Genomic DNA, 23797 nt, shown 5'->3' with positions numbered 1-23797 from the left:
GAATGAGCACAGTGCCTAGCGGGTCAATAGATGGGGGCCCACTTCGCTGAGGGACTTCACGCCGGTCAGGACCATATTGGTGCGGATGTCCTTCTCCATGATGGCCAGCAGTTTCTCGACGCCTGCCTGGCCCTGCACCGCCAGGGCGTAGACGAAGGCGCGGCCGAGGAGGACGCCGTCGGCGCCGAGGGCCAGCAGGCGGAAGACGTCGGTACCGGTGCGCGCGCCGCCGTCGGCGAAGATGGTCATTTTGCCTTTGACTGCATCGGCAATCGCAGGCAAGGCGCGGGCGGTCGATAAGGCGCCATCGAGCTGGCGTCCGCCATGATTGGAGACCACAATGCCGTCAGCGCCGAAGGACAGCGCATCGCGCGCATCATCCGGCTCCAGGATACCCTTGATGACCATCGGGCCATCCCACTCATCGCGAATCCACTGCAAGTCATGCCAGGCAATGGCCGGATCGAAATTCGCACCGAGCCAGCCGATGTAATCGGCCAGTCCGGTCGCATGGCCGCGATAGGCGGAGATATTGCCCAGGTCATGCGGGCGTCCGAACAAGCCCACGTCCCAGGCCCACTGCGGATGCCACATCGCCTGCCACACGCGGCGCATCGGTCCATTGGGGCCGCTCATCCCACTGTGCGCATCGCGGTAGCGCGCGCCGGGGACGGGCATGTCCACCGTGAACACGAGCGTGGTCGCCCCCAGCGCCTTCGCGCGCTGCAGCACGTCGCGCATGAAGCTGCGGTCCTTCAGCACATACAGCTGGAACCAGATCGGCTTGTCGACCGCTCCCGCCACTTCGGCCAGGGGACAAACCGACACTGTCGACTGGATGAACGGAATATCACGCGCACATGCGGCGCGCGCCGCCTGCACTTCGCCCCGCCGCGCGTACATGCCGGTCAGGCCGACCGGCGCCAGGGCAATGGGCAGCCCATAGCGCTTCCCGAACCATTGCGCCGACAGATCCAGCTCTTCCGATCCACGCAACACCCGTTGGCGCAGCTTGACCTGCTGCAGGTCGCTCACATTGGCTTCGAGCGTTTGTTCGGCTCCGGCGCCCCCATCGAGGTAGTGGAACAGGAAAGGTGGCAGTTTGCGGCGTGCAGCTTCTCGGAAATCGGTTGCGGACGAAATGATCATGACGGATTTAATTGTTGAGCATTCGCTCAATTTTACGTGATTGCTAAGCGCAAGAGATCATACAACTAATATTTCTCAAAAGATTGCTTCGTACAGCCGACAGCCCGTAGCTACAAGCGAAACGGGCAGAAAATCGAAAAAATGTGCGGGCGCAGCAAATTCTGCTTGCTAAGTCGCGAAGCTAGTTGTACGATGACTTTACTGAATGTCATGCAGCCCGCGAGTGCCCCGGCCGCAAGCTTCACTACCCGGCACTCCCGCCGCCCTGCGCGGCCCGAATTGAATTCCTGAAGTTCAACCTAGCCTTGGAGTCCGTAACATGAATTTGCCGATCAACACGTTCAAGCACGCCATCCTGTCGGGGAAAAAGCAACTGGGCTTCTGGTCCGGGCTGTCCAGCCATATCACGGTTGAAGTGCTGGCCAACGCCGGCTTCGACTGGCTGCTGCTGGATACCGAGCACTCGCCGAACGAGCTGCCGATGGTGCACTCGCAGCTGCAGGCCATCTCCCAGGGCAGCGCCCATCCTATCGTTCGCCCGGCGTGGAACGACACGGTGGTCATCAAGCGCCTGCTGGACATCGGCGCGCAAACGCTGTTGATCCCCTTCGTGCAGGATGCCGAGGAAGCGCGCCGAGCGGTGGCCGCCACGCGCTACCCGCCGCTGGGCGTGCGCGGTTATTCGGCTGCCGCCCGCGCCTCGGACTATGGCCGCGTGAAGGATTACGCCAAGCGCTGCGAAGAAGAGATCTGCGTGCTGGTGCAGGTGGAAACGCCCCACGCCATTGCCAACATTGAGGAAATCGCAGCCGTCGAGGGCGTTGACGGCATCTTCATCGGCCCGGGCGACCTGGCGGCATCGATGGGCCATATCGGCGATCCCAAGCATCCGGAAGTCGTGGCCGCCATCGAGCAAGCGATCCGCCGCATCCGCGCCTGCGGCAAGGCAGCCGGCATCTCTCGCCCGACGAGACCATGGCCCACCGCTACATCGAAGCCGGTTCCACTTTCACGGCAGTCGGCAGCGACATCGGCATCCTGGCGCGCAACGCCGAAGCCCTGGCTGGCCGTTTCAAGCAGGCGCAATAAGCGCATTCAACACAACACAACGAGGAGCAAGCAACAATGAGCAAAGTCGGTTTTATCGGTCTCGGCATCATGGGCACGCCCATGGCATCCCACCTGGTCAAGGGCGGCCACACCCTGCACGTGCATGACGTGAAGCCCGTGCCTGAGGAATTGCTGCAGGCAGGCGCAGTGGCCTGCGCTTCCGGCAAGGAAGTGGCGCAGAATTCGGACATCGTCATCGTCATGGTGCCGGACACGCCACACGTGGCGGCCGTGCTGTTCGGCGAAAACGGCGTGGCTGAAGGCCTGGCGCCGGGCAAGGTCGTGGTGGACATGAGCTCCATCTCCCCGCTCGAAACCAAGCAGTTCGCGGCCCGCATCAACGCCCTGAATTGCGATTACCTGGACGCGCCGGTGTCCGGCGGCGAAGTGGGCGCCAAGGCCGCGACGCTGACCATCATGGTCGGCGGCTCGGAGGAAGCGTTCGCACGCGTCAAGCCGCTGTTCGACCTGATGGGCAAGAACATCACCCTGGTGGGCGGCAATGGCGACGGCCAGACCACCAAGGTCGCCAACCAGATCATCGTGGCCCTGAACATCGAGGCCGTCGGCGAGGCGCTGCTGTTTGCATCGCGCATGGGCGCAGACGCAGCCAAGGTGCGCCAGGCGCTGATGGGCGGTTTCGCCTCGTCGCGCATTCTTGAAGTGCACGGCGAGCGCATGATTAACCGTACCTTCAATCCCGGCTTCCGCATCGAGCTGCATCAGAAGGATCTGAACCTGGCATTGAGCACCGCCCGCCAGTTGGGCCTGAGCCTGCCCAACACCGCCACCGCGCAGGAACTGTTCAACAGCTGCGCGGCCCATGGCGGCAAGGCCTGGGACCATTCGGCACTGGTGCGTGCGCTGGAGCTGATGGCGAACTTCGAAATCGGCGCGGAATTGCCGCATAAGGAGTGAGCATGATCGACCAGCGTAAATTGTTGCGGGAGATGTTCGACGCGGCGGTGGCAGCGGCGCAGCCGTCGGTCAGCCTGCCGAAGTATCTGCCGTCCCCGCCCCGCGGACGCACGCTGGTCATCGGCGCCGGCAAGGCGTCCGCGGAGATGGCGCGCGTAGTGGAGCAGCACTGGGAAGGCGAGCTGAGTGGGCTGGTCGTTACCCGTTACGGCTACGCGGTGCCATGCGAGCGTATTGAAGTCGTGGAAGCCGCCCATCCCGTGCCGGACCAGGCCGGGGTGAACGCGGCGCGCCGCATCCGCGATCTGGTGTCGGACTTGACCGAGGACGATCTGGTCATCTGCCTGATTTCGGGTGGCGGCTCAGCCCTCCTCGCGCTGCCGGATGATGCGCTGACGCTGGCCGACAAGCAGGTGATCAACACGGCGCTTTTAAAGAGTGGCGCCACGATCAGCGAGATCAATTGCGTGCGCCGGCATCTTTCCGCCATCAAGGGCGGACGGCTGGCGGCCGCCTGTCATCCGGCACAGGTGGTCACCCTGCTGATTTCGGATGTCCCCGGCGACGATCCGAGCGACATTGCCAGTGGTCCGACCTGCGCGGACCGCACGACCTGCGCTGACGCACTGGCGGTCCTGCGACGCTACCGCATTGAAATCCCTCCGAAAGTTCGCGAGCTGCTCGAAAGCGGCCGTGGCGAATCGGTCAAGCCCGGCGATCCGCGCCTGGCGCGCAGCACCTTGCACATGGTCGCCACGCCGCTGATGGCGCTGGAAGCCGCGGCGGCGGTCGCACGCGAAAGCGGCCTGCCTGCGCACATTCTCGGCGACAGCATCGAGGGTGAGGCGCGCGATGTGGGCATCGTCATGGCCGGCATTGCCACGCATGTTGCGCGGCACGGGCAGCCTTTCCGTGCTCCTTGCGTGTTCCTGTCCGGCGGCGAAACCACGGTGACCGTGCGCGGCGATGGGCGCGGCGGGCGCAATGTGGAATTCCTGCTGTCTCTGGGCGTAGCGCTCAACGGACATCCAGGCATCTATGCGATCGCCTGCGATACGGACGGCGTGGACGGCCAGGAAGAAATCGCCGGCGCCCTGCTCTCGCCCGACTCGCTTGCCCGCGCCCGCACGCTCGGCATCGTGCCCCGCGAAGCGCTCGCCAATAACGACGGCCACGGCTTTTTCCAGGCGCTTGGCGACTCCGTCATCTCGGGCCCGACCCTCACCAACGTCAACGACTTCCGCGCCATCCTGGTCTATCCCACCTGACCTCCCGCCCCTGCCGGCGTCGACCTCCTCCGGGGGGGCGCGTAGGGCGGATCATTGATCCGCCGTGTCAAATCCGCCGCCGCCGATTGACATAAACCGCGTTCCCAACGAGACTTTCGCCATGTCGACACGTATCCAAAACTGGCTGGCGAACGGCCTGATATGTGCAGCGGTCGCGCTGCCCAGCTTCGCCATCGCGGCCGAGCAACTGATCATCGACTATGTCGTCTCCAACACCCCGCAGCGCAAGGCATTGCTGACCATTATCGATCAATTTGCCGCGGCAAATCCGGACATCCAGGTCAAGCACAACGGCTACCCGCAGGAGCCCTACAAGAAAGACTTCATCAACCGTCTGAAGACCGGTCGCGCCGACCTGGCCTTCTGGTATGCCGGCGAGCGACTGCGCGACGCGGCGGAGCACAAGCTGCTCGCGCCGCTGGACGCCGACCTGGTAGCCCTGCTGAAAAAGAAGAAATTCGCCCCCGCCACCATCGAGGGCACACGCGTCGGCGGTGAGGTGTACGGCTTCCCGCTGTACTACTACGCCTGGGGCTTCGTCTACCGTAAATCCCTGTTCAACCGCCTGGACATCCGTCCGCCCGCGACCTGGGCCGAGTTCCAGCAAGCGTGCGAACGGTTGAAGGCTGCCGGAATCACGCCATTCGGCCTCGGCGCCAAAAGCATCTGGCCGGCGGCGGGCTGGTTCGATTACCTGAACCTGCGCATCAACGGCATCGATTTCCAGCGCAAGCTATTGCGGGGCGACGTGCGCTTCACCGACCCGAAAGTCCGCCAGGTATTCGACACCTGGGGCGACCTGCTGCGCAAGGGCTACTTCCTGGAAGCGACGATGGACCAGGAAATGGAGCGCGTGCTGCCCTACCTGTACCGCAATCACGTGGGAATGGTGCTGATGGGGAGCTTCATCGCCGCCAAATTCCCCGGCGCGATCGCGTCCGACATGGGCTTCTTCCCCTTCCCGAGCTATTCGCCGGACATTCCCAACTATGAAGAGGCGCCGCTCGATGTACTGGTCCTGCCAACGACAGGAGTGAACCACCGCGCCCGCAACCGCTTCCTCACCTACCTCGTCGAAAGCGGATCCCTGCGCATGATCGCGGATGCCGACCAGACTTTCGCCGCCCAGCCGGACCTGCAATCGCCGGCTTTGCTGGGCGAGGCCACCAACAGCATCCTGTCGAATGCCGCCGGCCTGACCTACTTCTTCGACCGCGACGCGAAGACGGAGCTGGTTGGCCCGACCTACGAAGGCCTGCGACTCTTCCTCAAACCGCCGCACGACACGGAACAGGCGGTCCAGCATATCGAGAAAGCGCGCCACAAGGGGAAAGAATAAAAAATGGCCAGGCTGCCATGCCTGGCCGAACGAGATACTAAGGAGAATTACTACTGCTTCGCTGCACGCGCGCAGCGCACCACGCTGCGCGCGCCTACCGCATCACACCGCGCGTGCTTCGTGCAGCGCGGCGATTTCACGGCTGTTGTAGCCGAGGCGCTCCAGCACCTCGTCGGTGTGCTCGCCCAGCAGCGGCGAGCCGGTGACTTCCACTTGCAGGTCCGAGAACTTGATCGGGCTGCCCACGGTCAGGTACTTGCCGCGCTCCTTGTGGTCCACTTCAACGATGGTGCCGCTGGCGCGCAGAGACGGATCGTTGGCCAGCTCCTTCATGGTCATCACCGGTGCGCAAGGGATGTCGAATTTGCGCAGGACGTTCACGGCTTCAAACTTGGTCTTGTCCTTCAGCCAGTCTTCGATGATGGCGAAGATGCTGAAGATCTTGTCCTGGCGAGCGCGCGGCGTGTTGTAGGCCGGATCATCGATCCACTGCTCCTTGCCGATGGCGCGGCAGATCGGCGCCCAGGCGTGGCCCTGGATGGTGAAGTAGATATACGCATTCGGGTCGGTTTCCCAGCCCTTGCACTTCAGCACCCAGCCCGGCTGGCCGCCACCACCCGCATTGCCGCCGCGCGGCACGACGTCGCTGAATTTGCCGTGTGGGTACTGCGGATATTCCTCCAGGTAGCCCACGCGTTCCAGGCGCTGCTGGTCGCGCAGCTTCACGCGGCACAGGTTCAGCACGCTGTCCTGCATCGACACGGCCACCTTCTGGCCCTTGCCGCCGTTGCGGTTGCGGGCGTGCAGCGCGGTCAGGATGCCGATCGCCAGGTGCATGCCGGTGTTGCTGTCGCCCAGGGCAGCGGCGGACACGGTTGGAGGACCTTCTTCAAAGCCGGTGGTGGAGGCGGCGCCGCCAGCGCACTGCGCCACGTTCTCGTAAACCTTCAGGTCTTCGTAATGGTGGCCGTCGCTGAAGCCCTTCACGGACGCCACGATCATGCCCGGATTCAGTTCGCGGATATGCTCCCAGGTGAAGCCCATGCGGTCCAGGGCGCCCGGGCCGAAGTTTTCCACCAGCACGTCGGACTGCTTGATCAGGCGCGTCAGCACTTCCTTGCCTTCCGGCGTCTTGGTGTCCAGCGTGATGGACTTCTTATTGCTGTTCAACATGGTGAAATACAGCGCGTCCACGCCTTCGATATCGCGCAGCTGCGAGCGGGTCACGTCGCCTGCGCCGGGGCGCTCCACCTTGATCACATCGGCACCGTACCAGGCCAGCAGCTGGGTGCATGCCGGGCCGGCCTGCACGTGGGTGAAGTCGATGATGCGGATGCCTTCCAATGGTTTGGTCATTTTGCTCGTCTCCTGGTTAGGTTATTTCTTGCCCGCAGCGCTTTGCGGATTCAGGTTGGTCAGGCGGCCGCTCTCGGTGCCGGCCGATTCGTCGATCATTGCGTTGATCAGGGCCGGCTTGCCGTGCGCAATGGATTCCTGCAGCGCGCGCGTCAGTTCATCCGGGGTCGTCACGTTGTAGCCGATGCCGCCGAAGGCTTCGATCATCTTGTCGTAGCGGGCGTTCTTCACAAACACGGTAGGCGCCACATCCTTGCCGCCGGTCGGGTTCACATCCGTTCCGCGGTACACGCCGTTGTTGTTGAAGATGATAGTGGTCACCGGCAGCTCGTAACGGCAGATGGTTTCCAGCTCCATGCCGCTGAAGCCGAAGGCGCTGTCGCCTTCGATGGCTACTACCGGCTTGCCGCTTGTGACGGCAGCGCCGATGGCGAAGCCCATGCCGATGCCCATGATGCCCCAGGTTCCCGAGTCAAAACGTTTGCGGGGTTCGTACATGTCGATGATGGAACGCGCGAAGTCCAGCGTGTTCGCGCCTTCGTTGACGACATTGATATCCGGGCGGGTTTTCAGCACGTCGCGGATGGCACGCAGCGCGCTATGGAAATTCATTGGCGACGGATTCTGCGCCAGCATTGCCGCCATCTTGGTCAGGTTCTTGTCCTTGCGCTCGGCGATGGCGCCGGTCCATGCCGTGTCAGGCTGTTCGAAGCCACCGCTGCGGATGCCTTCCAGCAGCGCCTGCACGCAGGAACCGATGTCGCCGACAACCGGCGCGGAGATGGCCACGTTGCTGTCCATTTCAGTCGGCGCGATATCGATCTGGATGAACTGCTTCGGGCTGCCCCAGGTCTTGCCCTTGCCGTGCGAGAGCAGCCAGTTCAGGCGGGCGCCGACCAGCACCACCACATCCGCTTCGGCCAGCACGTAGGAGCGTGCGGCCGATGCCGACTGTGCGTGCGTGTCCGGCAGCAGGCCCTTGGCCATGGACATGGGCAGGTAGGGAATGCCGCTTTCTTCCACCAGCGCGCGGATGTCCGCGTCGGCCTGCGCGTAGGCGGCGCCTTTGCCCAGCAGGATCAGAGGCTTCTTCGCGCCGCGCAGCACGTTCAGTGCACGCTCCACGGACTCCGGCGCCGGGATCTGGCGCGGCGCGGGCATCGATCACCTTCACCAGCGAGCGCTTGCCGTGTTCAGCGTCCAGCGTTTGCGCCAGCAGTTGCGCCGGCAGGTCCAGGTACACGCCGCCGGGACGGCCCGAAACTGCGGCACGGATGGCGCGCGCCACACCGATGCCGATGTCTTCCGCCTTGTTGATGCGGTAGGCTGCCTTGGCATAAGGCTTGGCGGCATTGAGCTGGTCCATCTCTTCGTAGTCGCCCTGCTGCAGGTCGACGATTTCGCGTTCGCTGGAACCGGAGATCAGGATCATCGGGAAACAGTTGGTCGTGGCGTTCGCCAGCGCTGTCAGGCCATTCAGGAAGCCCGGTGCGGACACGGTCAGGCAGATGCCCGGCTTCTTCGTCATATAGCCCGCGATGGCTGCGGCGTTGCCCGCATGCTGTTCGTGGCGGAAGCCGATGAAGCGCATGCCCTCGGCCTGGGCCAGGCGGGCCAGGTCCGTGATCGGGATGCCGACCAGGCCGTAGATGGTGTCGATGTCGTTATGCTTGAGCGCATCGACAACGAGGTGGAAACCGTCGGTCAGTTCAGGCGACTGCGTGGTATTGGTCATGATGTCGTCTCATATAGTGGTTGTATTCGGAGGCCGTTTCAAAATGTCCAGGGCGTTTGTTCTTCTTGACCATGCCCATCTTGAAACAACCTCGGTGCCCTGCCGGCGAGTACGCTGCCTGGTGTGCGCCGCACCACGAAGCTTGATTCGCTGGAAAGGATCATATCGAGCGCGCCTGCAATACCTCATTGACCGCGGTCAATTTTCGTCAGATGATGTTCAACATTTACAAATAAACCCGGCTTAACTCCCTATGACCCTGTTGGCGAATCACCCTGAACGCAACATCATCCGCGTGCAGCTGCGGCAGAATCTGGTACTCAAGGAATTACGCGACAGCGAAATGGCGGCGCTGGAACCGCATCTCACGGTGGTCGATTATCAGAAGGGGGATTTGCTGCTCAACCAGGGCGTGCACGAGATGGAGCAGTACTTCATCCTGGACGGCATCCTGAAGCGCGTGGTGACCAGTCCCAGTGCGAAGGAAATGATTCTGCGCTTCGCATCCGAGCGCGATATCGAAACGAGCTACGCCGCCTGGCGCCTGAAGACACCAACGCCGTACAGCATCGTCTGCGTGAGCAAGGCGCGCGTGGCCAAGCTGCCGATGCCGCAATGGGTGAACTTCCTGGAGAGTCATTCGCAGATCAAGCAGAACTTCGAATATGAGGTGATGCGCCTCATGAGCGAGATCATGGGCCACACCATCACCCTGCACCTGCTCGATGCGCCGGGCCGCGTGCACCGCTTCATGCGCAAACAGGCAGAGCTGTTCGAACGTCTGCCGAAAAAGCAGTTGGCGTCCTACCTGAACCTGTCGCCGGAAACCCTGAGCCGCCTGAAAAACCAGGGCAAGATCTGAGGCGCTTTTTTGCTGCAGCGCACACAGAATCTTGACCCAGGTCAAGAATCCTGAAATTAGTTTAAGCGGGAAAAAGGGCCTTCCTCATAGGCATTATTTACTTCCTGAATGTCGGATATGCCGGGACGCAATTAGGCAGCTGAGAGGCAGCTGCCTATACTCGTTTCAACCCCAGCGCTGGCAACCAATTTTTAACTCCAGGAAGATAAACATGACCACTCTGACCAACCGCGAAACCGCTCCGTCGTCGGGCCCGTTCAGCCTGATTGGCATCCTCGAAACCATCTTCGCCATCCAGCTGCGCGAGCAGCTGAACAGCGAAAACAAGGGCGACCAGTCCGACGCAGCCTACACCTGGGGCCTGTAAGCCCCTGCCCCAGGCGGCGGCCGTCAGGCCGCCAGCTTCAGCAAGCGCACCTGGCCCTGTTCATCGGTCATGGTGCGTTCCAGCAGCTTCACCAGCGAGTACACGGCGTCGATATGCGGCGTGGGCGTGTCGGTGAAGCGGCCCAGTTCCACCACCGATCCCACCAGCGCGTCGATTTCCGGCCCGCGTCCCGCTTCCACGTCCATCAGCATCGACGTCTTGTGGCGCCCTACTTTCTCGGCCCCCGCAATGCGCTTTTCCAGAGTCACGCGGAAGCTGATGCCGAGCTTGGACGCCACCGTTTCCGCCTCGCGCATCATATTCGCCGCCAGCTCGCGGCTGAGCGGGAACTGGCAGATGCCTTCCAGCGTAGCGTGCGACAGCGCGCTGATCGGGTTGAAGCTCAGGTTGCCCCACAGCTTGAGCCAGATCTCGGCGCGGATGTTGTCCAGCACGGGGGCCTTGAAACCGGCCCGCGTGAAGCAGTCGGATATCGCCTGCACTCGCGCGCTGTGCGAACCATCCAGTTCGCCCACCGGGAAACGCTCGCCCTCCACATGGCGCACCACGCCCGGCGCCACCAGCTCCGAAGCCGGATAGACGACGCAGCCGATGATGCGCTCCGGCGGGATGCAGGCGGCCAGGCGGCCTTCCGCGTCCACGCTGCTCACCTGGCGGCCTTCCAGCGCGCCGCCATGTTTGTGGAAGTACCAGAACGGGATGCCGTTCTGCATGGTGACCACGCAGGTGTCCGGCCCGAACAGCTTGGGCACCTTGTCTGCCACGGCGTCCACCTGGTGCGCCTTGAGCGCCAGGATCACCAGGTCCTGCGGACCGGCTTCGGCGTAATTGTCGGTGGCCTTCACGGACGTGGCCACGCGCTCCACGCCGTCATGCGAGATGAGCTTGATGCCCTGCTTGCGGATGGCGGCCAGGTTGGCGCCGCGCACGAGGAAGGTGACTTCCTCGCCCGCCAGTGCCAGCATGGCGCCGACATAGCCCCCTATCGCTCCTGCTCCTACGATCGCGACTTTCATTTGCAGCTCCTTGGGTTTACTCGAAACGGTTGGTGAGCTTGCCAATGCCGTCGATCTCGACTTCGATGGTGCTGCCGGACCGCATGGAGCCTATGCCCACGGAGGTGCCGCACAGCAGGATGTCGCCCGGTTCCAGCGTCATGTCCTGCGATATGCGGCTGACCAGCTGGGCGACTGAAAACACCATGTCGTTGATCGGGTAGTCCTGGCGCACCTCGTTGTTGAGGATGGTGCGCACCACCAGCATGGCAGGGTCCAGGCCGGTGGCAATCACCGGCCCGAACGGGCAGAAGGTGTCGAAGCCCTTGGCCCGCACCCACTGCTGGAATGTGGGATCGCGCTTGACGATGTCGCTTACGGTGACATCATTGGCGCAGGTATAGCCGAACACGTGGCCGAGCGCTTCGTCTTCGCTGACGTTGAAGGTGCGCTTGCCGATCACGATGCCCAGTTCGCCCTCGAAGGCCACCTTGCCCTCGCACAGCGGCGCACGGATGGTGCCGCCGGGAGCGAGGTAGGAATTGGGCGTTTTCATCAGGTACAGCGGTTCCGGCGGCGGCTCCAGGCCCAGGCGCTTGCTCAGGGCGTGGAAGTTGTTCCACATCGCCAGCACCTTGCCGGGCACCACGGGCGTCAGCAGCGTGACCTCGGACAGGTGCAGCGAGTAGTCGGTCCGTTCCGGGGCGTTGAACATGTCGCCCTGGTAGATGCGGATCTTGTCGCCTTCGACGGTGCCGAAACGCACGGTGTCAAAATGCTTGAAGCGTAGCCAGCGATGGATCATGATTGGTCGTCCCAGGTGAACACCGGCGGCCAGGACGGCCGCCGGCGTGGTCTGCTTGACAGCGGGGAGTTACTGCGTCGTGCTGCTTAGTTGGCCATGCGCGCCACGGTGGCGATCTGTTCAGGCGGCACTTCGGCGGCAGCGGCGGCCGCGCTCTGGTCCATGAAGCGGGCCCGCATCGGGCGCAGTACCCACCAGGCCAGGATGGCAGCCGCTGCGTTCAGGCCGCAGCCGACGAAGAACACCGCTTCCCAGCTGCCGGTGGCGGCCGTGATCATACTGGACACCGGCACGAAGATCGATGCCGTGCCCTTGGCCGTGTACAGCAGGCCTGCGTTGCCGGCGGCGTTCTTGGTGCCGAAGGTGTCCGCACAGGTGGCCGGGAACAGGCTGTAGATCTCGCCCCAGGCGAAGAACACCAGGCCGGTAAGGATCACGAACATGATCGGATCGCGGCCGAAGTAGTACAGCGCCAGGATGCCGACCGATTCCAGGGCAAAGGCGATGAACATGGTCTTCTCGCGGCCGATCTGGTCAGACACCCAGCCGAAGAAGGGTCGCGTCAGGCCGTTCAGCACACGGTCGATGGCAAGGGCGAAGGTCAGTGCCGGCAGCACCATGCCCATCACATTGAATGTCACGCCGTCGATCTTGAAGTCCTTGGCGATCGGGCCCATTTGCGCCGTTGCCATCAGGCCGCCGGCTGCCACCAGCACGAACATCAGGTACATCACCCAGAACACCGGCTTGCGCACGATCTGCGACGGGCCGTAGTTGACGCGGGCCTGCTGCACCTTGGTCTGCTTCTGCAGCTTGGCGCTGGAGTGCTCCGGCGGACGGCCCATCATCAGTGCCAGCAGCATCACGATCACGCCCTGGGCGATGCCGAAGGTGAAGAACGTGGCTTCATAGCCGCTCTTCTCGATCATCATCGAAATCGGGATGATGGTGGCCGCAGAGCCAGCCCCAAAGCCCGCCGCCGTAAGGCCGGCAGCCAGGCCGCGGCGGTCCGGGAACCATTTCAGCGCCGAGCCCACGCAGGTGCCGTAGACAGCGCCGGCGCCGATGCCGCTGATGGCCGCCGCGATATACAGCATCGTCAGCGTGCTGGCGAAGGAGTTCATCACCCAGCCCAGGGCGCACAGCAGGCCGCCGAACAGGACTACGGGACGCGGTCCGAACTTGTCCACCGCCCAGCCTTCAATGGGCACCAGCCAGGTTTCGGTCAGGATGAAGATGGTGAAGGCAACCTGGATGGCGGCCTTGCTCCATTCGTACTTCTCTGCAATCGGATTCACAAACAGGGTCCAGCCATACTGCAGGTTGGCGATCATGGCCATACAAACAATGCCCATCACCAGTTGCATCCAACGGTAGCTTGGCGGCCGCTGCACCGCCACGTCGTCTTCATGTTTCATGTTCTGTCTCCACTCTTATGGTTTTGAGGGCCGGGCGGCTGCGCCGTTTACCCGTTGAACGGAACCGATTGTGGAAGATAAAATTAGCAATATCCTTGACCGCGGTTAAGATTTGCCATTCTTCCACTGTTTTCGGCGGAAAGGTTTAAAAACCGACTTCGCGTTGCTGCAAAGCTGCCCAATTCACCGAAACCGCCGGATTCAGCGCATCGGCCACCGCTGCGCCAGCCAGGTGGCGCCCTTTGACGGTGAGGATGGCGTTGACCAGGAATTCCATGTCGTACACGCGCAGCATGTGCGGCTGCTCCTTCTGCACGTAGTGGCGCAGGTAGTTGCGCTGGTCTTCCTCGCACAGAGCGCAGGCGTAGCACTCGTCGTCCCAGTGCCAGCGCAGGCCCAGTTCATAGAACGCCGCGTTGAACGCATTCCGCTGCGCCGCGGCGCTGGCGAGCGGCGTGATGTTGATGTCCATCGCTAGTCTCCTCTTCTTCAATAGTGTTGAAAGGACACCTCATCGTAGTGAGAAAAGATCATTAGCAATAGTTAAAGGTTTTATGCATAATGATTCATCATCGTTTATGCATAAGGGGTGGGCTATGAAACACGCCACGCTGCGCCAGCTCAAGGTGTTCGAATCCGTTGCCCGCCACCTGAGTTTTTCGCGCGCCGCCGATGAGCTGCACCTGACCCCAGCCCGCCGTCTCGACCCAGGTGAAGACGCTGGAAAGCCACGTGGGGCTGGTGCTGTTCGAGCAGCTGGGAAAGCGCATCTACCTGACGCCGGGCGGCGCCGAGCTGCTGTACCACAGCCGGGTGATCATCGAGCAGTTCCGCGAGGCCGAGGAATCGCTGACGCAGTTCCGCGGCATTACGGGCGGACGCCTGAACGTGGCCGTGATCAGCGCGGGCGACTATTTCTTCCCGCGCCTGATGGTGGAATTCGCGCGCCGCCATCCGGGCGTGTCGCTGAACCTGACGGTGCACAACCGCGCCGAGCTGCTGGAGCAGCTGCAGCACAACCAGACCGACCTGGCGGTGATGGTGCGTCCGCCCACGGAGCGCGACGCCGAGCACGCCGCCTTCGCGCCACACCCTTACGTAATCGTGGCGCCGCCCAGCCATCCGCTGGCGGGCCGCCGCAACATTCCGGTCGACGAAGTAGTGCGCGAACCGTTCGTGGTGCGCGAGCGCGGCTCGGATACGTGGAATTCGATGGAAGATGGCTTTGGCGACCGCCTGGCGGACCTGAACATCGCCATGCAGATCCGCAGCACGGAAACCATCAAGCAGGCCGTAATCGCGGGCATGGGCATCGCGTTCCTGTCGGCGCACACGATCAGCCTGGAGCTGCAGGCGGGCAGCCTGGCAATGCTGGACGTGCAGGGCTTCCCCGTGATGCTGAACTGGTACGTGGTGAGCCGCAAGAACAAGCGCCTGCCGCCGGTGGCGCAGGCGTTCAAGAACTTCCTGCTGCAGGAAGGCGCGGGCTTGATCGAGCAATACCTCAAGCCGCCGCCGGCAGTCTTAAAACCACAGGCGTAACCCTGGTGGCTGCCACGCCGTGGCAGCCACCTGCTTTATGCCGTGGGTTCTAATTCAAAGGCTGCGGCCTGCCCATAAGCGCCCGCAAATGCGCCGCCGAGCCGCCGGACAACCCACCCGGGCTGTATCCCCCTTCGAGAATAGACACGATCCTCCCCTGCGCCGTCTCCCCCGCAATGGCCGCCAGCTGCTCCGTAATCCAGTGAAAGTCCGAATCATCCAGGTTCATCGTAGCCAGCGGATCATCGCGATGCGCATCAAACCCGGCCGAAATCACAATCAGCTGTGGCGCCCACTCGCGCAGCACAGGCAACATCTGCTCAGTAATCCGCCTGCGGAATACGGCCGACGGGCATTCGGGCGGCAGCGGCACATTCAGGATATTGTGGTGCGCCCCATGCTCGCGCGGATGCCCCGTGCCTGGATATAGCGGCGACTGGTGGCAGGACGCGTAATACATGCCGCGCAGCGGCGAGAACGCGGCCTGCGTCCCATTACCATGGTGGACATCGAAGTCCACCACCGCGACGCGGTCCAGCTCATAGGCGCGACTGGCGTGGGCGGCGGCGATGGCGGCCTGGTTGAAGATACAGAAGCCCATGGCGCGATCCGGCTCCGCATGGTGGCCGCAGGGCCGCGTGGCGCAGAACACGGCGCGCGCCTCGCCCAGCATCACATCATCCACCGCCGCGCAGGCCGCGCCCACGCAGCGCATCACCGCACTCCAGGATCCGGGCGACATGACGGTGTCGCCGCCATCGAGCGGTACCAGCCCATGCAGCGGAGCGGCTTCGCTGATGATGTCAACATAATCGGATTCGTGGATCATCTCCACCTGGGCGCGCGTGCCCAGCGGAGCCTCGCGCCATTCCAGCTCCTTGAATTCGGGCGCCTTGAGCGTTTCCAGCACGACCGCCAGCCGCTGTGGCGACTCCGGATGACCGCTGCCCGGCTGGTGGCCATAGCAGTCGACATGGGTATAGACGCGGATAGTCATCGCAACTCCTCTCAGGTCGAAGTGGGGGGGGTTAAGTAAAAGCGGTTAAGCGAGGGTGTCAGCGACCGGGCTCCGGGGCGCCGCGTGCTCCGTCCGTACGTTTGGCCGCGGAGCGCCGCAACTCACCCAGCCGTGATAGCCCAGCCGGTCCAGCAAGGCCAGCCACGGTTCCGCCGACGGAGCAGCCGCATCGCGCAGGCGCACATGGCGGATCAACGGCAGCTTCCCCGCCAGCACGGCAGCGGCGCCGTCGGCGCTCGCGCTGCTGTCGATGCGGTACTGCAGGTACACATTCTCGGCGCCGCCGCTGCGCAATGCGGCGACTTGCGCAAACGCGGCGCCGCAGCCGCCGGCGCTGCGCAGCGCGGCCACCAGCGCCAGGCCATGCTGGCGCAGCAGCGCCGCCGTCCCCGCCAGTTGCGCCGCGCCGTCCGCCCCATCCGGCAACGGACAACTCAGCTGGCGCACGCCCAGCGCCCGCGCATAGCGCACCGCCTGTTCCAATTCCGCACGACGCGCCCTTTGCGCGGCCGCTGCAGCGGCAACCGTGGCGGTGGCGCCGTCCAGCGTGCCGGAGACGCCTTCGCCTCCTGAAGCCGGCGGCAAGGCATGCTGCACCAGCTCCAGTCCGTACTGGCACAGGCGATGGGCGATCTGCTCCACCGGCCAGCCATACGGCGAGCGGCACTCCACGCCGCGGTAGCCGGCCGCCGCCGCCGCCTCGAAGCGGTCTAGGAAGGGCAGCCCGCCGAACAGCGAGTCCAGGTCTGCTGCGAACTTGATCATGGCGGCTACCAGGTCAGACGACGCGTTCCCGCCGCAGCACATCGATGTCGCTGCCGCTGAAGCCCAGCTCCGCCAGCACTTCGTCCGTGTGTTCGCCCAGCAGCGGCGAACGCGTGACTTCGGTCGGACTGTCGGACAGCTTGATCGGATTGCCCACGCTGAGGTACTTGCCGCGTTCCGGATGGTCCACCTCCACGATGGTCCCGGTGGCGCGCAGGGCCTTGTCTTCCGCGATTTCCTTCATCGACAGGATCGGGCCGCAAGGGATATCGAACTTGTTCAGGATGTCCATCACCTCGAACTTGGTGTGTTGCACCGTCCACTCCTCCACCGTGGCGAAGATGGACATCAGGCGCGGCAGACGGGCGCGCGGCGTGGCGTAATCGGGATGATCGATCCATTCCGGCTTGCCGATCACGCCGCAGATCGCCGCCCACACAGGCGCCTGGGCGATGAAGTAGATGTAGGCATTGGGATCGCTCTCCCAGCCTTTGCATTTCAGGATCCACCCCGGCTGGCCGCCGCCCGAGGCGTTGCCTGCACGCGGCACGGAATCGCCGAACTGGCCATTGGGGTACTGTGGATATTCTTCCATCACGCCATTGCGCTCCAGGCGCTGCTGGTCGCGCAGCTTAACGCGGCACAGGTTCAGGACGGCGTCCTGCATGGCGGTGCTGACTTTCTGGCCGCGTCCCGTGGCGTTGCGCTGGTAGAGCGCGGTGACGATGCCGAGCGCCAGATGGAGGCCGCTGCCGCTGTCGCCGATCTGCGCGCCAGTAACTACTGGTGGCCCATCCGCGAAACCGGTAGTAGCGGCGGAGCCGCCCGTGCACTGGGCCACGTTCTCATAAACCTTGCAGTCCTGGTACGGGCCCGGGCCGAAGCCCTTGACCGACGCCACGATCATGCGCGGATTGATTTCGTTGATGCGTTCCCAGCTGAAGCCCATGCGATCCAGCGCGCCCGGTGCGAAATTCTCCACCAGCACATCGCAGCGCTTGATCAGCATTTCCAGCACTTCCTTGCCAAGTGGCTTTTTGGTATCAAGGGTGATGGACCGTTTGTTGTGGTTCAGCATGGTGAAATACAGGCTGTCCACGTCCGGAATGTCGCGCAGCTGGCCGCGCGTGGCGTCGCCCTCCCGGCCCGCTCCACCTTGATTACGTCCGCACCGAACCAAGCGAGAAGCTGGGTACAGGTGGGCCCCGACTGGACATGGGTGAAGTCCAGGATGCGTACTCCCTCTAATGCCTTGCTCATTGATGTCTCCTGCATTTGATATATTTTTGGTGTGCCGCTGTGCGTACCGTTCACCCATCATAGCCAGCCGGTCATTTTTATTACATTGACCACGGTCAAGTTTCCCGAGAAGTCCACGCCTTGCCGATTCTTGACTGCGGTCAAGGCTATTCTAGCGTCTTCCGTCCTACCATCGGTCCCCAGTCCTTCAAAGGGAGAGAGCCTATGTTAGCGATGGAAATTACCACGCCCGGCGGGCCGGAGGTGCTGCAGGCCTGCGAGCGTCCGCGCCCCTCGCTCAAGCCGGGACAAGTGCTGATCAAGGTTCATGCCGCCGGCATCAACCGTCCGGACCTGCTGCAGCGCATCGGGAAATATCCGGTGCCGGAAGGCGCGTCCGATTTGCCGGGCCTCGAGGTAGCGGGCGAAATCGTGGCCGGCCAGCCCGGCGACAGCGGCTGGCGCCTGGGCGACCAGGTATGCGCGCTGGTGCAGGGCGGCGGCTACGCCCAGTACTGCGCTGCGGATATCGACCTGTGCCTGCCGATCCCGCGTGGGCTGTCGATGCTGGAAGCGGCGTCGCTGCCCGAGACCTACTTTACGGTATGGAGCAATGTGTACGACCGCGCCGCACTGGGCCCGGCGGAGACGCTGCTCGTGCAAGGCGGCACGTCCGGCATCGGCGTCGCGGCCATCCAGCTCGCGGCGGCGCTGGGGAACCGCGTGTTCGCTACCGCAGGCAGCGAAGAGAAATGCCGCGCCTGCGAAGCGCTGGGAGCCGACCGCGCCATCAATTACCGCAACCAGGACTTCGCGGCCGTGATCAAGGAAACCACGCACGGCAGGGGCGTGGACGTGATCCTGGACATGGTCGGCGGCGACTACGTGCAGCGCGAAATCGGCTGCCTGGCCGATGACGGACGCCTGGTCTTCATCGCCCTGCTGGGAGGCGGCAAGGCCGAAGTCAATTTTGGCCATGTGCTGCGGCGGCGACTCACCATCACCGGTTCCACGCTGCGTCCCCGCTCCGTCGAGTTCAAGGCCGCCATCGCGCGCAAGCTGCGCGAGCGCGTATGGCCGCTGATCGAAGATGGCATGATCAAACCCGTGATCTATCGCACCTTCCCCATGCACGAAGCAGCCCAGGCGCACGCGCTGATGGAAACCAGCGCGCACGTGGGCAAGGTGATGCTGCTGGCCTGAACGGCACCCGCCTCTTCACGCCTCACGGCTGGCGCGCACGCTGAATCGGCGCGCCAGCCATCCGGATCGCCTCCCGCAACCACTTGTGCGCCGGATCGCCATCTCTACGCACATGCCACGCCTGCTGGTACGCGAATCGCGGAAGATCCAGCGGAGGCGCAAATTCTTTCAGGGTTTTATGCTGGTCCAACGCTTCTACTGCACGACTGGCGACCGTCAGTATCAGGTCCGTCCCTGCGATTACCGAGACGGCGGCGCCCCAGTGTGGCAGCACAAGTGCGATGTGCCGCTTCAAGCCGCGTGACTCCAGCTCCCTTTCGATTTCGTCATTGGGCTCCGGCCGCATCGCCAGTACGACGTGCGGACGCCTTAGCCAGTCCTCCAGCGTCAGCACACTCTTTTTGGGCAGCGCGCTCCTATCCGCGAGGCTGACAAAGTGCTCCTCGAAAAGCGCCTGAACCTGGATCTCTTCTGACGCGCCAGGAAAAACGCCCAGCGCCAGATCCAGTTCGCCGTCGGCAAGCTGCGCCAGCATCGCATCCCGGCTGGTCTGGCTGATTGCCAGGTCAAGGCCCGGAGCGTGCTGGCGCACATGCCGCATTAGCCGCGGCAAGAAAATGCGTGCGGCATAGTCGGACATCGCAATGCGAAAACGCCCGCGTACCGACGCGGGATCGAATTCCGGTGCACCAAGCAAGGCGTTCAGGCTGCCCAGCGCATTCTCGAGCGGCTGAACGAGCCCCTGCGCCCTCGTACTAATGTCATGCTGCCGGCCCGCCGAATCAAGAGCGGATCGTCAAAAAGCTCGCGCAGCTGCGCAAGCGAATGGCTGACCGCGGGCTGACTCTTATGCAGCCGAAGCGCTGCGCGAGTGACGTGCTTTTCCGCCAACAGGGCGTGCAGGGTTAAAAGCAGGTTGAGATCAATTCGCCGGAGTTCATCCATGAGACGAATATAGCACGTGCATACGAACGATTTCCATCATCTCCATGGATGATCGATCATACGGCTATCCGAATAAATCCAGGGAGCAGTCATGATAAGTAAAAACAGCATTTTCCCTCTGGCCAGTGGGCCTCGCCCTGCTTGCAGGCGCCGGCCTCCCGTTTCAGGCGGCGGGCAATGCAGCCGTCGGCCGCGGCGCTGGGGCACCCGTTCTGGGGCGCCCTGACGTCGCTGATGATCAGCACTTTGGTGATTCTGCCAATGCTCGGCGCCCAGCGGGCGTCCGCACCTGCATTGGGGAGTGCGCTGCAGGGACCGTGGTGGCTCTGGATTGGCGGCGTCGTTGGCGCGATCTATGTAGGTGGCGCCGCCGCGGTCACGCCGAAGCTTGGCGCAGGCGGATTTCTCGCCTGCGTCGTTGCCGGGCAAATGGTGGTGGCAATGCTGGTCGATCACTTTGGCCTGATGGGCATTGAGGCCAAGCCCGTCAACCTGGTGCGCCTCGCCGGCGTCGGCCTGATCCTGGGCGGCGTGCTCCTCGTGCAGCTTGCGAGCACAACGCAAGCTGCCAATATCGCCCGGTGAGGTGGCCAGGCTGCACGCCCCCCTAAAAGCTCAAGCGGCCAGCGGCAGCAGGCGCGCGCGGTGCGCCTGGATCGCCTCGATCACCAGCGGATCGAGGCCGTGGCCGCCGGTCAGAGCTACGTGCTCCAGCAACTGGGAGCGCATGCGCGGCGCCCAGAAGCGCTGGATGTGCGTGGCGATTTCCGCCCGGGCCTCCTCCTGGTCCGGGTAGGACAGGAAGAAGGAGCCGATCTGGTTGGCCATCATGGCCAGGTGGAGTTGGTTCATTCAAGTCTCCTTATCGTCATGGGTTTGCCAGCGCGCCGCCCTGCGCCAGCCCGAGCTGCGCCTCGTTGAAGCGCGCGTACTCCAGCTGCCAGTCGGACTGCTGCTGCACCGGCATCACCTGCACCGCCGTCACCTTGTACTCGGGGCAATTGGTCGCCCAGTCCGAATTCTCGGTGGTGATGACATTGGCGCCGGATTCCGGGAAGTGGAAGGTGGTGTACACCACGCCCGGCTGCATGCGCTCGGTGATCATTGCGCGCAGCACCGTCTCCCCTGCCCGGCTCTGGATGCCGACCCATTCACCATCCTTGATGCCGCGCTCCTGCGCATCGTGCGGATGCAGCTCCAGCCGGTCCTCCGCATGCCAGCGCACATTCTCCGTGCGGCGCGTCTGCGCACCCACGTTGTACTGCGACAGGATGCGGCCCGTGGTCAGGATCAGCGGATACATGCGTGTCACCTTCTCGGTCGTCGGCACGTATTGCGTGATGATGAAGCGTCCCTTGCCGCGCACGAAGCTGTCGATATGCATGGTCGGGGTGCCTTCCGGCGCCTCGTCGTTGCACGGCCACTGGATGCTGCCCAGCTTTTCCAGCTTGGCGTAGCTCACGCCGCTGAAGGTTGGCGTGAGGCGCGCGATTTCGTCCATGATTTCGGACGGGTGCTTGTAGTTCATCGGATAGCCAAGGCGGTTCGCCAGCTGTACCGTCACTTCCCAATCGGCGTAGCCGGCGCGCGGCGCCATCACCTTGCGCACGCGCGAGATGCGGCGTTCGGCGTTGGTGAAGGTGCCGTCCTTCTCCAGGAAGGAGGAGCCGGGCAGCAGCACGTGGGCATACTTGGCGGTCTCGTTGAGGAAGATGTCCTGCACCACGATGCACTCCATCGACTCCAGCGCGGCCGTCACGTGCTGGGTGTTCGGGTCGGACTGCACGATATCCTCGCCCTGGCAGTACAGGCCCTTGAAGCTGCCGTCCAGCGCCGCATCGAACATGTTCGGGATGCGCAGGCCTGGCTCCGCCTGCAGGCTCACACCCAGGCTTCCTCGAACTGGGTGCGCACCGTGGTGTCGGACACGTGGCGGTAGCCCGGCAGCTCGTGCGGGAAGGAGCCGATGTCGCAGGAGCCCTGCACATTGTTCTGGCCGCGCAGCGGATTCACGCCCACGCCTTCGCGACCCACGTTGCCAGTCGCCATGGCCAGGTTGGCAATGCCCATGACGGTGGTGGAACCCTGCGCATGCTCGGTCACGCCCAGGCCGTAATAGATGGCGCCATTGCCGCCGGTGGCGAACAGGCGCGCCGCTTCGCGAACCTGCTGTGCCGGCACGCCCGTCACGGACTCCATCGCTTCCGGCGAATTGGATTCCTGCGCCACGAAATCGCGCCACTGCTGGAAGGCACGGTCTTCGCAGCGCTCGGCGATGAACTGCTCGGCCAGCAGGCCCTCAGTCACGATCACGTGCGCCAGCGAGCTGACCATCGCCACATTGGTGCCGGGACGCAGCGCCAGATGATAATGCGCTTTCACGTGCGCCGACTTCACCAGGTCGATGCGGCGCGGATCGATCACGATCAGCTTCGCGCCCTGGCGGATGCGGCGCTTCATGCGAGAAGCGAACACCGGATGGCCGTCGGTTGGGTTGGCGCCGATCACCATGATCACATCGGACTTCGCCACCGACTTGAAGGTTTGCGTGCCGGCCGATTCGCCCAGCGTCTGCTTCAATCCATAGCCGGTGGGCGAATGGCAAACGCGTGCGCAAGTGTCGACGTTGTTGTTGCCGAAGGCAGCGCGCACCAGCTTCTGCACCAGGTAGCCTTCCTCGTTCGTGCAACGGGAGGACACAATGCCGCCCACCGAGTCGCGGCCATGTTTGGCCTGGATGCGCTTGAATTCGGATGCGGCGTAGTCCAGCGCCTCGTCCCACGACACTTCCTTCCACGGGTCCGTGATCTTCGAGCGGATCATGGGCTTCAGGATACGGTCCTTGTGCGTCGCATAGCCCCAGGCGAAGCGGCCTTTCACGCAAGCGTGGCCTTCGTTCGCCTTGCCATCCTTGCTCGGCACCATGCGCACGACCTCGCTGCCCTTCATCTCGGCGTCCAGCGAGCAGCCCACGCCGCAATAAGCGCAAGTAGTGGTGACCTTGTGCTCGGCCTGGCCGAGCCAGATCACCGATTTCTCCTGCAGCGTAGCGGTCGGGCAGGCTTCCACGCAGGCGCCGCAGGATACGCATTCAGATTCCATGAAGCTCTGGCTCTGCCCCGCCGACACGCGCGACTCAAAGCCGCGCCCGGAAATGGTCAGCGCAAAGGTGCCCTGGGTTTCCTCGCAAGCCCGCACGCAGCGGTTGCACACGATGCACTTGGACGAATCGAAGGTGAAGTAAGGATTCGATTCATCCTTCTTCAGCTTCAGGTGATTATCGCCCTCGTAGCCGTAGCGCACCTCGCGCAGGCCGGTTACACCCGCCATGTCCTGCAGCTCGCAATTACCGTTGGCCGGGCAAGTGAGGCAGTCCAGAGGGTGGTCGGAAATGTACAGCTCCATCACACCCTTGCGCAGCTCCTGCAGCTTCGGGGTTTGCGTGCGCACCACCATGCCCTCTTCCACAGGCGTGGTGCAGGAAGCAGGATAGCCGCGGCGGCCCTCGATCTCCACCAGGCACAGGCGGCAGGAACCGAAAGGTTCCAGGCTGTCCGTCGCGCACAGCTTGGGGATATTGATGCTGCTCTCGGCCGCCGCGCGCATCACGGAAGTCCCGGCCGGCACAGTCACGCGCTGGCCGTCGATGGTGAGCGTGACGAAATCGGTGGCTACGCTGGGGCGGCGTGCCGAAGTCGCGGGTCAGGATAGTCTCGATCAT

The 23797-nt window shown here is 63.6% G+C and carries 16 protein-coding genes and 6 pseudogenes; 9 read left to right on the top strand and 13 right to left on the bottom strand.

The window, feature by feature from the left end; genetic code table 11:
- Positions 1-15: 15 nt before the first annotated feature.
- On the bottom strand, positions 16-1149 hold the full coding sequence (gene lldD, locus ACHMW6_RS15690; protein ID WP_395407995.1) for an FMN-dependent L-lactate dehydrogenase LldD: 1134 nt from the start codon (positions 1147-1149) through the stop codon (positions 16-18).
- A gap of 319 nt (positions 1150-1468) precedes the next feature.
- Here lldD and ACHMW6_RS15685 point away from each other — a divergent pair.
- From ACHMW6_RS15685 to ACHMW6_RS15670, 4 genes and pseudogenes are all read left to right on the top strand, one after another.
- Positions 1469-2238: pseudogene (locus tag ACHMW6_RS15685) on the top strand (aldolase/citrate lyase family protein).
- 36 nt (positions 2239-2274) lie between these two features.
- The gene (gene glxR / locus ACHMW6_RS15680; RefSeq protein ID WP_395407994.1) at positions 2275-3177 is read left to right on the top strand and encodes a 2-hydroxy-3-oxopropionate reductase; all 903 of its coding nucleotides are present in this window, start codon (positions 2275-2277) and stop codon (positions 3175-3177) included.
- Positions 3178-3179: 2 nt separating this feature from the next.
- Positions 3180-4445, top strand: coding sequence for a glycerate kinase (locus tag ACHMW6_RS15675; protein WP_395407993.1), 1266 nt, complete (start codon positions 3180-3182; stop codon positions 4443-4445).
- Between the two features lie 121 nt (positions 4446-4566).
- Positions 4567-5805, top strand: coding sequence for an ABC transporter substrate-binding protein (locus tag ACHMW6_RS15670; RefSeq protein ID WP_395407992.1), 1239 nt, complete (start codon positions 4567-4569; stop codon positions 5803-5805).
- Between the two features lie 102 nt (positions 5806-5907).
- Here ACHMW6_RS15670 and frc (ACHMW6_RS15665) read toward each other — a convergent pair whose 3' ends face one another.
- Together frc (ACHMW6_RS15665) and oxc are read right to left on the bottom strand one after the other, a co-directional pair.
- Positions 5908-7161, bottom strand: coding sequence for a formyl-CoA transferase (frc, locus tag ACHMW6_RS15665; protein WP_395407991.1), 1254 nt, complete (start codon positions 7159-7161; stop codon positions 5908-5910).
- 21 nt (positions 7162-7182) lie between these two features.
- Positions 7183-8896: pseudogene (gene oxc / locus ACHMW6_RS15660) on the bottom strand (oxalyl-CoA decarboxylase).
- Between the two features lie 253 nt (positions 8897-9149).
- On the opposite strand from oxc, the gene ACHMW6_RS15655 reads away from it, so the two are divergent.
- Positions 9150-9758 carry a Crp/Fnr family transcriptional regulator gene (locus tag ACHMW6_RS15655; protein WP_395407990.1) on the top strand — a complete coding sequence of 203 codons (609 nt, stop codon included), beginning with the start codon at positions 9150-9152 and terminating at the stop codon, positions 9756-9758.
- 211 nt (positions 9759-9969) lie between these two features.
- On the top strand, positions 9970-10125 hold the full coding sequence (locus tag ACHMW6_RS15650) for a hypothetical protein (RefSeq protein ID WP_395407989.1): 156 nt from the start codon (positions 9970-9972) through the stop codon (positions 10123-10125).
- 23 nt (positions 10126-10148) lie between these two features.
- On the opposite strand, the gene ACHMW6_RS15645 is transcribed toward ACHMW6_RS15650, so the two are convergent.
- From ACHMW6_RS15645 to ACHMW6_RS15630, 4 genes are all read right to left on the bottom strand, one after another.
- Entirely contained in the window at positions 10149-11162 is a 1014-nt protein-coding gene (locus ACHMW6_RS15645) for a 2-dehydropantoate 2-reductase (protein ID WP_395407988.1), read from the bottom strand.
- Positions 11163-11178: 16 nt separating this feature from the next.
- The gene (locus ACHMW6_RS15640) at positions 11179-11946 is read right to left on the bottom strand and encodes a fumarylacetoacetate hydrolase family protein (RefSeq protein ID WP_395407987.1); all 768 of its coding nucleotides are present in this window, start codon (positions 11944-11946) and stop codon (positions 11179-11181) included.
- An 86-nt stretch (positions 11947-12032) separates the two neighbouring features.
- Positions 12033-13364, bottom strand: a complete 1332-nt coding sequence (gene oxlT, locus ACHMW6_RS15635; RefSeq protein ID WP_395407986.1) for an oxalate/formate MFS antiporter — start codon at positions 13362-13364, stop codon at positions 12033-12035.
- 145 nt (positions 13365-13509) lie between these two features.
- On the bottom strand, positions 13510-13836 hold the full coding sequence (locus ACHMW6_RS15630) for a hypothetical protein (RefSeq protein ID WP_395407985.1): 327 nt from the start codon (positions 13834-13836) through the stop codon (positions 13510-13512).
- 124 nt (positions 13837-13960) lie between these two features.
- Between ACHMW6_RS15630 and ACHMW6_RS15625 the strand changes: the two are divergent.
- A pseudogene (locus ACHMW6_RS15625) lies at positions 13961-14906 on the top strand (LysR family transcriptional regulator).
- A gap of 49 nt (positions 14907-14955) precedes the next feature.
- On the opposite strand, the gene ACHMW6_RS15620 reads toward ACHMW6_RS15625, so the two are convergent.
- The 3 genes and pseudogenes from ACHMW6_RS15620 to frc (ACHMW6_RS15610) all read right to left on the bottom strand — a co-directional run bounded on the left by ACHMW6_RS15620 (position 14956) and on the right by frc (ACHMW6_RS15610) (position 17949).
- The gene (locus ACHMW6_RS15620) at positions 14956-15903 is read right to left on the bottom strand and encodes a histone deacetylase family protein (protein WP_395407984.1); all 948 of its coding nucleotides are present in this window, start codon (positions 15901-15903) and stop codon (positions 14956-14958) included.
- A gap of 45 nt (positions 15904-15948) precedes the next feature.
- Complete coding sequence (locus ACHMW6_RS15615; protein WP_395407983.1) at positions 15949-16689, bottom strand: hypothetical protein; 741 nt, start codon at positions 16687-16689, stop codon at positions 15949-15951.
- 13 nt (positions 16690-16702) lie between these two features.
- Positions 16703-17949: pseudogene (frc, locus tag ACHMW6_RS15610) on the bottom strand (formyl-CoA transferase).
- Between the two features lie 204 nt (positions 17950-18153).
- On the opposite strand from frc (ACHMW6_RS15610), the gene ACHMW6_RS15605 reads away from it, so the two are divergent.
- A complete protein-coding gene (locus ACHMW6_RS15605; protein ID WP_395407982.1) occupies positions 18154-19131 on the top strand; it encodes an NAD(P)H-quinone oxidoreductase in 978 nt (325 codons plus the stop codon).
- Between the two features lie 22 nt (positions 19132-19153).
- Here the strand turns inward: ACHMW6_RS15605 and ACHMW6_RS15600 are convergent.
- A pseudogene (locus ACHMW6_RS15600) lies at positions 19154-20076 on the bottom strand (LysR family transcriptional regulator).
- 177 nt (positions 20077-20253) lie between these two features.
- Here ACHMW6_RS15600 and ACHMW6_RS15595 point away from each other — a divergent pair.
- A complete protein-coding gene (locus ACHMW6_RS15595; RefSeq protein WP_395407981.1) occupies positions 20254-20661 on the top strand; it encodes a DMT family transporter in 408 nt (135 codons plus the stop codon).
- A 30-nt stretch (positions 20662-20691) separates the two neighbouring features.
- On the opposite strand, the gene ACHMW6_RS15590 is transcribed toward ACHMW6_RS15595, so the two are convergent.
- Together ACHMW6_RS15590 and fdhF are read right to left on the bottom strand one after the other, a co-directional pair.
- A complete protein-coding gene (locus ACHMW6_RS15590) occupies positions 20692-20928 on the bottom strand; it encodes a formate dehydrogenase subunit delta (RefSeq protein ID WP_395407980.1) in 237 nt (78 codons plus the stop codon).
- A pseudogene (fdhF, locus tag ACHMW6_RS15585) lies at positions 20925-23797 on the bottom strand (formate dehydrogenase subunit alpha). Before fdhF ends, ACHMW6_RS15590 begins: the two are co-directional and overlap by 4 nt.

The sequence above is a fragment of the Pseudoduganella sp. UC29_106 genome (assembly GCF_044055365.1).
In the GTDB taxonomy this organism is placed as follows: domain Bacteria; phylum Pseudomonadota; class Gammaproteobacteria; order Burkholderiales; family Burkholderiaceae_D; genus Rugamonas.
The sequence above is the reverse complement of the archived record's forward strand: the minus strand, read 5'-3'. Positions and strand labels throughout refer to the sequence as shown.